The organism is Sedimentitalea xiamensis (genome assembly GCF_030164465.1).
GTDB lineage: Bacteria > Pseudomonadota > Alphaproteobacteria > Rhodobacterales > Rhodobacteraceae > Sedimentitalea > Sedimentitalea xiamensis.
This window is the reverse complement of the sequence record NZ_JASNJE010000020.1, coordinates 72177-83380: the sequence shown is the minus strand read 5'-3', so window position 1 is coordinate 83380 and position 11204 is coordinate 72177. Positions and strand designations below refer to the sequence as shown.

The 11204-nt window shown below is 59.3% G+C and carries 10 protein-coding genes and 1 riboswitch; of the genes, 9 read left to right on the top strand and 1 reads right to left on the bottom strand.

Annotated features, from left to right (window positions below):
- Positions 1-356 precede the first annotated feature (356 nt).
- Positions 357-1040, bottom strand: a complete 684-nt coding sequence (locus tag QO034_RS15560; RefSeq protein ID WP_284486449.1) for a GntR family transcriptional regulator — start codon at positions 1038-1040, stop codon at positions 357-359.
- A 97-nt stretch (positions 1041-1137) separates the two neighbouring features.
- Between QO034_RS15560 and ilvC the strand changes: the two genes are divergently transcribed.
- The 9 genes from ilvC to QO034_RS15515 all read left to right on the top strand — a co-directional run bounded on the left by ilvC (position 1138) and on the right by QO034_RS15515 (position 11204).
- Positions 1138-2154 (top strand): ketol-acid reductoisomerase, encoded by a 1017-nt coding sequence (ilvC, locus tag QO034_RS15555; RefSeq protein ID WP_321170018.1) that lies wholly within the window; start codon positions 1138-1140, stop codon positions 2152-2154.
- A gap of 83 nt (positions 2155-2237) precedes the next feature.
- Positions 2238-3401, top strand: a complete 1164-nt coding sequence (locus QO034_RS15550; RefSeq protein WP_284486447.1) for a TAXI family TRAP transporter solute-binding subunit — start codon at positions 2238-2240, stop codon at positions 3399-3401.
- 62 nt (positions 3402-3463) lie between these two features.
- Positions 3464-5494 carry a TRAP transporter permease gene (locus QO034_RS15545; RefSeq protein ID WP_284486446.1) on the top strand — a complete coding sequence of 677 codons (2031 nt, stop codon included), beginning with the start codon at positions 3464-3466 and terminating at the stop codon, positions 5492-5494.
- Positions 5495-5553: 59 nt separating this feature from the next.
- On the top strand, positions 5554-6363 hold the full coding sequence (locus QO034_RS15540; RefSeq protein WP_284486445.1) for a CoA transferase subunit A: 810 nt from the start codon (positions 5554-5556) through the stop codon (positions 6361-6363).
- Positions 6360-7139 carry a CoA-transferase gene (locus QO034_RS15535; protein WP_284486444.1) on the top strand — a complete coding sequence of 260 codons (780 nt, stop codon included), beginning with the start codon at positions 6360-6362 and terminating at the stop codon, positions 7137-7139. The genes QO034_RS15540 and QO034_RS15535 overlap by 4 nt, the downstream gene beginning before the upstream one ends.
- Complete coding sequence (locus tag QO034_RS15530; RefSeq protein ID WP_284486443.1) at positions 7136-8320, top strand: CaiB/BaiF CoA transferase family protein; 1185 nt, start codon at positions 7136-7138, stop codon at positions 8318-8320. The genes QO034_RS15535 and QO034_RS15530 overlap by 4 nt, the downstream gene beginning before the upstream one ends.
- 71 nt (positions 8321-8391) lie before the next feature.
- Positions 8392-9942: an acetolactate synthase large subunit gene (locus QO034_RS15525; protein ID WP_284486442.1), complete on the top strand. Its 1551-nt coding sequence runs from the start codon at positions 8392-8394 to the stop codon at positions 9940-9942.
- A 43-nt stretch (positions 9943-9985) separates the two neighbouring features.
- Positions 9986-10555: a peroxidase-related enzyme gene (locus QO034_RS15520; RefSeq protein ID WP_284486441.1), complete on the top strand. Its 570-nt coding sequence runs from the start codon at positions 9986-9988 to the stop codon at positions 10553-10555.
- Positions 10556-10789: 234 nt separating this feature from the next.
- A riboswitch (cobalamin riboswitch) is annotated at positions 10790-10995 on the top strand.
- A gap of 35 nt (positions 10996-11030) precedes the next feature.
- Complete coding sequence (locus tag QO034_RS15515; RefSeq protein WP_284486440.1) at positions 11031-11204, top strand: CbtB domain-containing protein; 174 nt, start codon at positions 11031-11033, stop codon at positions 11202-11204.

The window sequence follows — 11204 nt, the reverse complement described above, 5'->3', positions numbered from 1 at the left end:
AACCGCGTCCGAAGCGCGCCTGGCAGTGGTGCTGACATGAAACATCCTCCTGAAAAGGATGAATCACAATCGACCCCTCAAGGGAATCCCCAGCGACTCAGGGTTTCCCCGAAATGCTTTAACCTACAGGATTCGTGATGTGAATCCCGTTCGGGCTTTGTGCAACAACGCCTCTTGGATCCGGTGCAGGGCAACCAGGGCGAACCGGTGGCGGCCGAGAAATGATCCAGGGCCAGATCGCGCATCTGCTCGAAAGCGTCGCGATGGTCCCAGAGTTTCAGCCCGACCATCCAAAGGCGCTCGACCGAGGCGACCTCGGAGCCGTCCTGAATGACCCTAAACACCAACGCCAATTTTCAGTTGGTGATGCCGTCATGTGCCGTGAAACGCTGAATTGCGGCTTCAACGTGCCGACGGCAAGCGCAGCGAAACCTCTCAGTGTCCGTATTTTCCAGGGAACGCAAAATCGCATCGTGCTCTTTCACGACCTCAAGGTATCGGTGACGGGTATGACGGTTCTTTAGCCGCATGACCTGCAAGAGAACCCCGGTCTGGCGGTATCGGTCCGAAATCACTTCGTTGTTCATCAGGTCAATGATCCGGTTATGGAACTGGGCGTCTAACGGCAGGAACCTCCTGATCATCTCGTCGTTGTCTGCCCGTTCTCCCAAGCGCCGCATCTCGCCGTTTATCGAACGCAGTTCGGTCATGGTTACTTCGTCAATCCGTTCGACGATCTCCTGCCCGCACCCAATCTCCAGAGCGAGACGGAACCGGAAATTCTGGACTGTTCTTCCTGGGTCTATGGTGCTGACAAATGTGCCGCTGCGCGGCTTGACCTCGATCATCCCAATTTCAATGAGACGTTGAATGGCTTCTTTCACCGGCGTCTTGCTGACACCCATGTCAGTGGACAACTGTGTCAGATCAAGCCTGGCGCCCGGGGGAAGAGTTCCATTCAGAATAAGCTCCAACAGGCGTTCATAGGCCTGATTTCGGATTGAGCTACTTTCGATTCTCAGCCCCGAAATGCTCTGCATTCTAGCTCCAATCTCCGCCGTTCCCCGACCAAAGTGTCACGGTGACTGAAAGTTTAGCTTGACTGTCGAGAGTTGGAAAGCCTAAGAAATCTGAAATATCAGATTTCAAAGGGAATCACAGAAAATGACCAAGTGGTACTTCGATGACGACGCAGATCTGAAATGGCTGCAGGGGAAGACGATCGGGATCTTCGGCTACGGCAATCAGGGGCGAAGCCAGGCGCTGAACATGCGGGATGCGGGACTCGAGGTTGTGGTGGGCTCCCGCAGCGATGAGTCGGCCAAGAAATCCGAGGAAGACGGCTTTGAGACCCTGCCCCTGGCAGAGGCTGCTGCGAAAGCGGATGTCCTGTTCATTCTGGTGCCCGACGAAGTCATGCCGCAGATCTACAAGGAAAGCCTCGAGCCTGGCCTCAAACCTGGAGATACCCTGGTATTCGCCAGCGGCTACAACATTCACTTCAAATACATTCAACCGGCTTTGGAGCTGAACGTCATCATGATTGCCCCGCGCATGGTCGGTCAGGGGGTACGCGACACGGTTCTTGCGGGCACCGGCTTTCCCAGCCTTGTTGCCGTTCATCAGGACGCAGACGGCAAAGCTCAGAACATCATGCTGGCACTGTCCCGGGCAATCGGGTCCACCAAGATGGGCGTAATCGAGTCCAGCTTTGAAGAAGAGACCATCGTGGACCTTTTCCATGAGCAGTTCGGATCGCTTCACGCCATACGGCGCGCGATCGAGGTTCTGACCGAGGCCGGATGCAGCCCGGAAGCCGCAATGCTGGAGATGTATGCCTCGGGCGAGGTCCGCGAGATCGGGCAATACTACGTTGATCACGGGCTGTTCGGACAACTGAAGCTGCACTCGCGCACGAGCGAATACGGTCAATTGGTTTATGCGCGTGGAAAGCCCGAGCAGGAAGAGGCTCATAAGGATCATCTGCGCGGGATCGTCGAGCGCATTCGGGATGGCAGCTTTGCACGGGAATGGACAGACGTTCAGGCCAATGGCATGACCGCGCTGAAGACTGCGCAGGAAGAGATCGCAAACGATCCCATGACGATTGAAGAACGCAAGCTTTACGAGCGTCTCGGACGCTTTTCGGCTTGATGTGCGCATGAAGGAGGACCGGCTCGGAGGAGAGGCGGACCTTCCTTGAAGAGAATCTGAAAAACCATGATTGGGAGGAAAAGATGCGATTTTTTGCAACTGGGATGACTTTGGCCTGCGTCACTGCGACTGCTGCCCTTGCGACGGAGTCCACATTGCCACAGCAGCTGGCGATTACATCCTATGGCACGGGCTCGTCCGGATACAATCAATCCGTCGCCATTGGTGCAGCCTTGCAGGACCATCGGGGCGTCAACCTGCGCATTCTGCCGGCAAAGAACGACGTGGCCAGGACTGAGCCGCTGCGACAAGGGAAGGTCGATTTCTCGATGAACGGCGTTGGCGGCACGTTCATGGCACAGGAAGGCGTTTACCAGTTTGGCGCCAAATCCTGGGGCCCGATGCCGATCCGGGCCCTTGCTTCGAACAACAGCGGTACAGTCGGGATTTCCCTGGGTGTTGCGGCTGAAGTCTGTGAGCAGGTGGGCAAACCAAATTGCGAAGGCTTCACCTACGCCGATCTGAAGGGCAAGCGCGTCGCCTGGCTGAAGGGCGCGCCCTCCATGAATGTCAATGCCGAGGCCTATCTGGCCTACGCGGGTCTGACCGCGGATGATGTCGAACTGGTAGAGTTCGGCGGGTTCGGCGCGTCCTGGAAAGGGATGGTGGACGGCAGCGTGGACGCGGCCATCGCCTCGACCAGCTCGGGCAAGGGATACGAGGCCGCCAGCGGTCCGCGCGGTCTGTTCTGGCCGGAAATTGACCCTGACAACGCCGAAGGCCTGGCCCGGATGCGGGACGTCGCCCCGTTTTTTGCACCGATGGTCGCCAAGGTGGGTGCCACGATAGACGGCACCGACGGTGTCCCGACGGCAGGTTACGCCTTTCCGGTGCTTATGACGTTGGCAGACCGTGACCCCGATCTGGTTTACGGCGTAACCAAGGCGATGTTTGAGCTCTACGACAACTACAACGGCACCTCGCCGGGCATTGATGGATGGTCGCTGGATCATCAGGCCCTGGAATGGGTTGTGCCCTATCACGAAGGTGCAATCCGGTACTTCCGCGAGGTCGGCGTCTGGACTGAAGCGCATGACGCCCACAACGCCCGGATGATAGAGCGTCAGCAAGTGCTCGACACCGCTTGGCAGGGGCTTGAGGCCGAGAACCCGGAAAACTGGGATGAGACCTGGGCCGAGCGGCGGCGCGAAGCGCTTGTCGCTGCGGGCTTCCCGGTTTTCTACTAAGCCAACCTATCGTTTCGGAGGCCTCTGGCCTCCGAACTTCTCCTCAGGCCGGAACATTCCAGATGACCCAATCGATACAGAAATCCGCGCCTGAGTGCGCGGCAACGTTTCCCGCTGACAGGCGCAACGATGCGCTCGAAGCGGAATTGTCGGTCAGCAAACTGCGCTTGCACGGCGCGACACGATGGTACGTCATTGCCGCGACTTTTGCGGCAATTCTGGCGTCGGTGAATCAGCTGTTCAACATGCGGCTCGGCAACTACACCATGCTTGAGGGCCAGTACCTGTATATTTTGGCGGGTCTGTTTCTGTCCGTTGCATTTGTCTGCTTTCGCGTCGATGGCAAGGCTTCCGCCGACGCACCGTGGTACGATTGGGTGCTGGCAGCGGGGTCGTTGATCGTCGCTGTTTATTTTGCCGCGACCGCCGGCGAGAGCCTTGATAGCGGTTGGGAATACGCAGCTCCCCGGCAGGCCGTCGTGTTTTCGGTCGCATTCTATGCTCTGATCCTGGAGGCAACGCGACGCGCGGGCGGCTGGGTGCTGTTCGGGATCGTCGCGACCTTTTCGTTGTATCCTACGTTCGCCGGCTCGATGCCCGACCCGCTTTCCGGGTTTCAGAGCCCGTTTCTGGACGTCGTCCCCTATTTCATGATCTCGTCCGAGGCGTCTTTCGGCATTCCGATGAACGCGTTCGGAAATCTGGTCATTGGCTTCGTTCTGTTCGGCGCGATTCTGCAGTTCACCGGCGGTGGCAAGTTCTTCAACAACCTCGCGTTGGCGCTTGTCGGCCAGTTTCGCGGTGGTGCCGCCAAGGTCGCGATCTTTGCATCAGGCTTCATGGGGTCGATGTCCGGTTCGGTGATCTCGAATGTGCTGACCACCGGTGCGGTTTCCATTCCGGCTATGAAACGCACGGGGTTTTCGGCGCGCTATGCTGCGGCAACCGAGGCCTGCGCCTCGACGGGAGGTGTCTTGATGCCCCCGATCATGGGCGCCACGGCCTTTGTCATGGCGGCATGGCTGTCGCGACCGTATGTCGACATCATGATGGCTGCGGCAGTGCCGTCGATTCTGTATTACTTCGGCCTGTTCGTCCAGATCGACGCTTACGCTGCGCGCAATGGCCTGAGGGGCCTGCCCCGAAATGGCCTCCCCGGTCTTCGGGAAACCATTCGAGACGGCTGGCAATATGTCTTCGTCTTTGCCGTATTGATATTCCTTATGGTGGCGTTCCGCTGGGAAACCACTGCGCCGTTCTACGCGATCGTTCTCCTGTTGGTGATCAACCAGTTTTCCCGACGCGACCGGTTTTCGCGAAGTGCATTCATGGACATGGTTGTCTCGGTAGGTCGCACGTTGGCCGAGTTGACCGCGATCGTTCTCGGCATCGGAATCATCGTCGGGTCGTTCCAGGCCACAGGGCTGACCGGACCATTGGCCACCGAACTGATATTCATGGCGGGGGACAACGTGTTTGTCTTGTTGATCATGGGCGCAATCACCAGTTTCGTCTTTGGCATGGGAATGCCCGTAACGGCTTGCTACATCTTCCTGGCGGTGGTGCTGGCGCCGACATTGGTACAGGCCGGCCTGAACGAATTGGCCGTACACCTGTTCATCCTCTACTGGGGAATGGTGAGCTTTATCACACCGCCGGTGGCGATCGGGGCTTTCGGCGCGGCATCGTTGGCGGGCGCGTCGCCAATGCGGACGGGTGTCGAGGCGATGCGGCTGGGTGGGGTCATCTATATTGTGCCGTTCTTCTTCGTGATGAACCCCGCTCTGATCGGTGAAGGACCGCTTTCCGAAACGGCAATCGTATTTGTCGGGGCTTTGATCGGCATTTGGCTGATATCTGCGGCTTTGCAAGGATATGTCAGCTTCTTTGGTGCGCTGCCGGGTGGGGCAAGGGGAGTCGCTCTCCGGGTCCTGCTTTTCGCGGCGGGCATGTTGATCGCTGCGCCTACCGGAGATGCCTTCGGGTTGCTCCATCTGGCCGTGACCGGCGCTGGTATCGCTTTGGCGATCCTTCCCCTGGCTGTCGCGCGCCGGACCCGGAGCCACGGTCCCGCCACGGAATTCGCAGATTAAAGACAATTGTGGCCATCCGGACTGGTGCCGGTTTCGAAAGAGGTATGGGAGTAGGACAGATGCAGGACGATCTCGACCGGCTGGCGGCACATGTCAAATCGGGCATGCGCGTCGCGGTCCCGGTGGACTACGGCGGCGTGCCAATGGCCCTGACGCGCAGGCTGATAACGCGCGGCGATGTGACCGATCTCCATTTGATCTGTGTGCCCACCGGTGGCTTGCAGGTCGACATGCTGATCGGCGCGGGAATGGTCACGACGGTTGAAACCAGCGCCGTTTCGCTGGGAGAAGCCGGGGGAGCCCCACGCTTCAATGACGCCGTTCGGTCGGGCAGGATCCGTATTCTCGATGCAACCTGCCCCGCTATCCACGCCGGCTTGCTCGCGGCTCAGAAGGCGGTTCCGTTCATGCCGATCCGCGGTTTGCTGGGCTCGGACATCCAAGCCAATCGCGCGGATTGGCAGGTCATGGACAATCCCCTATCGGAAGGCGCCGATCCGATCGTTCTCATTCCGGCGATTCATCCGGATGTGGCAGTATTTCATGCGCCCATGGCGGATCGCGCCGGCAATGTCTGGATCGGGCGGCGTCGCGAACTGGCTGCGATGGCCTATGCTGCACGGACCACTCTGGTGACTGTCGAGCGCATTGTCGAAACCGACCTGATGGCTGATGAACTCACTGCGGCGGGTACCTTGCCAGCCCTCTATGTCACCGACGTTGCATTGGCGGAACGCGGGGCATGGCCACACGGGCTGTGGGGCAATTACGATCCGGATTCGACCGAATTGCGCCGCTATGCGGCGGCCGCGAAAACGGCAGCGGGCTTTGCCGCCTACATGGCAGAAACCGAAAGCGAGATCGCATGAAGAATCCTCCTGCAACCGCTCGCGAGATCCTTATCGTCACGATTGCCCGATTGTTGCACGGCACGCGTCACGTCGCTGTCGGCGCGGCGTCGCCGATCCCCGCAGCGGGGGCGATGCTGGCCAGGGCATTGGCCGAAACGGCGGGTGAACCGCGATTGAGGATCTCGATCCTGGGATCGGTCAAGCACAACTTCTTTACCAATGGCTCGACCGAATTGTTCGACTGCGCCGGTCAGGGCCGTATCGACGCCTTCTTTCTGGGTGGCGGTCAGATTGACGGTGCCGGCAATGTCAATCTGATCGGGGTCGGCGCATATCCCGAAATGAAGGTGCGCTGGCCCGGCTCCTTCGGCTCTGCATATTTGTATTTCACCATTCCGCGGGTGATCCTGTTTCGAGAAGAACACACGTCGCGGGTGATGGTGGAGAAGGTCGATTTCATCAGCGCACCCGGCACCAGCGCCGAGGGCGTTTATCGCAAGGGTGGCCCCTATGCTCTTCTGACCGGGCGCGGCCTGTTCATGTTCGACAAGGACAAGCCCGGCTTTCGACTTGAAAGCCTGCACCCCGGACAGACGCTTGAGCAGATGCATGAGGCCACCGGCTTTGCCTTCGATCATGCCGAAAAACCGGCCGAAACCGCGCCGCCCGACGAGACCACACTGGCCTTGCTTCGGGGGCGTGTGCTGGAGGAACTGGGGGAAACCTATCCCGATTTTGCAGCCGGGTTTCGCACTGAGACCCTCGGGGTCGAACCAAAGGAAGTCACGACATGACGCAACCTACCGGGTCACTGTCCCACCTCAAAGTGATCGACCTCAGTCGCGTGCTGGGTGGTCCGTATGCAGGTCAGATCCTGGCGGATCATGGGGCCGACGTGATCAAGATCGAGCCCCCCTCCGGGGATGAGACCCGCGGTTGGGGGCCTCCGTTTCTGCAAGGCACGGCCAGCTACTTCCAGGGGTTGAACCGAAACAAGCGTGGCATGTCTCTCGATCTTTCAAAACCGGCAGGACAGGAACTGCTTGCCCGTTTGCTTGAAGATGCGGATGTTCTGATCGAGAACTTCAAGACAGGAACACTGGACAAATGGGGTTTGTCGCACGCCGAGATCGAACGCCGGTTTCCCAAGTTGGTACACTGCCGCGTTTCCGGCTTCGGTGCTGATGGCCCGATGGGCGGGTTACCCGGCTACGATGCCGCGATCCAGGCCAGTTGCGGCATCATGAGCGTAAATGGCGAGAAGGGTGGCGAAGCGTTGCGTGTCGGCCTGCCGGTGGTGGACATGGCGACCGGGCTGAACGCGGTGATCGGAATTCTGATGGCGCTTGCCGAGCGGGGCCAGAGCGGAAAGGGTCAGTTTGTCGAGGCGGCTCTCTACGATTGTGGCGTTTCCTTGCTGCACCCTCATCTGCCCAACTACTACATGTCGGGCAAGGTGCCGGGCCCGTCGGGGAATGCGCATCCCAACATCTGTCCTTACGATACCTTCGCAACCCGGACCGATCCGCTGTTTCTTGCGGTCGGCAACAACCGGCAATTCGCAACATTGTGCCGTATCATCAATCGCCCCGATCTACCCCTGGACGAACGGTTCGCGGACAATGGCCTCCGCAACAGAAATCGGGATTTGTTGAAAGTTGAGCTGGAGCAGGCGATGGCCGCCCATGACTGCCGCGAACTTGCCGACGAACTCATCCATGCAGGTGTGCCCTGCGGCGCGGTGAGGTCCATTGACCAGGTCGTCGATGATCCGCACACACGACACCGCGAGATGGTTGTGGATATCGGCGAGTATCGCGGAACAGGTAGCCCGATCAAGCTGTCACGCACACCGGCGTCCTATCGTCGGGCTCCGCCAGCCTTTGCGGAACATAACCATGAGGTTTTGCAAGAACTCGGTATCGATCCTGCGAACCATCCCGGCGCGAACACTGATACCGGCAAGCCATCCTGAAACCGGCGGGCTTATGCTGTCTCGCCGATACCGCCGGGCGGAAGCCCAACGAATGTGAACAAGGAAACCCCATGAACGGCGCCGATCTACTCTGTGAAACCTTGTTGGCCAACGGCATCGACACCTGTTTCGCCAACCCCGGCACGTCAGAGATGCACTTTGTCGCGGCTCTGGATCGCCAGCCGCGGATGCGATGTGTTCTGGGAATGAGCGAAGGCGTCGTGACAGGTGCCGCGGACGGCTATGCGCGGATGGCTGGAAAACCTGCGGCGACGCTTCTGCATCTGGGTCCGGGACTGACCAACGGGCTGGCCAACCTGCACAATGCCCGGCGTGCAGGTTCGCCGGTTGTCAATATTGTCGGGGATCACGCAACCTATCATCTGCCGCTGGATGCCCCGCTGACGTCCGATGTTGCGGCTTTGGCTCGACCGATGTCGCATTGGCTGGGCAGGGCTGAAAATGCAGATAGCGTTGGGTTGCGTACAACCGAAGCCATTGCGGCGTCTCGACAATTTTCCGGTCAGATTTCAACGCTCATCCTCCATGCCGACGCGGCCTGGAGCGATACGACCGTCGAAGCCGGCAACCTCGCCCCGCAATGGCTGCCGACCTCTCCAGACATCGACCGAATTCGCGCCGCTGCGAACATTCTGAAAACAAATCAAAATGTTACCATTCTGGTGTCAGGCCAGGCGCTGCTGGAACCTCACTTGACCCTATTGAGCAGGATCGCCACCCGGACAGGCGCGCGCCTGATGGCTCAACAATCGAATGCCCGGCTGCAGCGTGGCCAGGGCCGCCCGGATATCGAACGCGTGCCTTATCCCGTCGATCAGGCGCTCGCGGCCTTCGAGAATACCGAACACGTCATTCTGATTGGTGCCTCCGAGCCGGTTGCCTTCTTTGCCTATCCCGGAAAACCCGGGCGCATCCTGCCGAACACCTGCCAGGTTCTGAAACTCGGTGAGCCGGAGCACGACATTGCTGCCGTGATCGACGCATTGGCCCAGGAAACGGGGGCCGCCATCGCGCGCGCGCCGCAAAGCGACATGCCCCCGACACCGGACCTGCCGACCGGACCTCTCAACCCCGACAGCATTGCGATTGCCGTCGCCCGATGCCTGCCTGAAAATGCTGTTGTGTGCGACGAATCCGTGTCCTCCGGGCGCAACTTTTTCACCCACACGCACGGCGCCGCGCCGCATGACTTCCTTCAACTGACCGGCGGCGCGATCGGTATCGGTATGCCGATGGCCGTGGGCGCTGCCATTGCCTGTCCGGACCGAAAAGTATTGTCACTCCAGGCAGATGGTAGCGGGATGTATACCGTCCAGGCCTTGTGGACACAGGCGCGAGAGCGACTGGATGTCGTCACCGTCATCTTTGCCAACCAACGCTACCAGATCCTGCATGGCGAATTGCGGAACGTCGGTGCAGCAACCCCTGGCGAAAACGCGCGACGGATGCTGGATCTGGATGATCCTGCTCTGGACTGGGTCAGCATCGCAAGAGGTATGGGGGTGGAAGCCGCGCGGGCGGAAACGACGGCACAATTCCATGATCTGCTGTCCTCGGCATTCCGCACTCCTGGCCCGTTCCTGATCGAAGCGGTGATCTGAGCACGGCACCTTCCACTTACATTGAACAGAAAGAAAGTAACCGATGACCAACTTACCGATCAGTCGATTTCCGGTGCCCACGCTCGCAGATCTGCCGGATGACATTCGCACCCGTATCGAGGCCGTTCAGGAGAAGGCGGGATTTGTACCCAATGTCTTCTTGACACTGGCCCATCGTCCCGACGAGTTTCGCGCCTTCTTTGCCTACCATGACGCGCTCATGGAAAAAGAGGGATCAATCACCAAGGCCGAACGCGAAATGATCGTGGTCGCAACAAGCAATCTGAACCAGTGTCAGTATTGCGTGGTGTCCCACGGGGCGATACTGCGCATCCGGGCCAAGGATCCGTTGATTGCAGATCAAGTCGCAGTGAACTACCGCAAGGCCGACATCACCCCACGCCAGCGGGCCATGCTCGATTTTGCCGTCAAAGTGTCGGTAAACGCTCAGGAAGTGGGAGAGGCCGATTTGAACGCTCTGCGCACGCATGGGTTCGATGATGAGGATATCTGGGATATCGCCGCCATCGCCGCGTTCTTCAGCCTGTCAAATCGCATGGCGAACGTCACCAACATGCGACCCAATTCCGAATTTTACGCAATGGGCAGATAGGTATGGTCACCGGCTGCCCCGGATTTCTGGCAGTGGCGACTGTCGAAATTTCGCATTGAATACCTCTAAACGGCATCACGCTTCTATGAGGCGGGTGCCAATGCGTCCATCAAGGTGACCATCGAACGGCATCGACAACTGCATCTTCATGCGTAACCGGCTGGCCGGGTCACTCGAGGAAAACAACTTGGCAATGTCGTCAGAACATCAATTGACGCCTCTGCATGGTTTCTGGCATGAATGGATTTATCCGGTCCCGAGGTGGGCAAACTGTCTCGGGCGAAAGAGGGAATGCGGTGAGGCCCAATGGGCCGAATCCGCAGCTGTCCCCGCAACTGTGAGCGGCGAGTTCGGCTGAGAATGTCACTGGAGCGATCCGGGAAGGCCAGTCCGAATGAAGAACCGCGAGCCAGGAGACCTGCCGGAGACACATTGAACCGCAAGGCCGTCGGGTGTGACGGCAAGGAGGCAAGATATGAATACGCAGAACGCCACGGCGTCGAACGCAATAGCGACTGGGATCGGCGCACTGACCTTTGTCGCGCTGATCGGCCTTGGCATCGTCTTCGTGACCGGCCATCTGCAGGCGGCAACGCTGCACGACGCGGCACATGACGTGCGCCACGCCACCGGCTTCCCCTGCCACTGA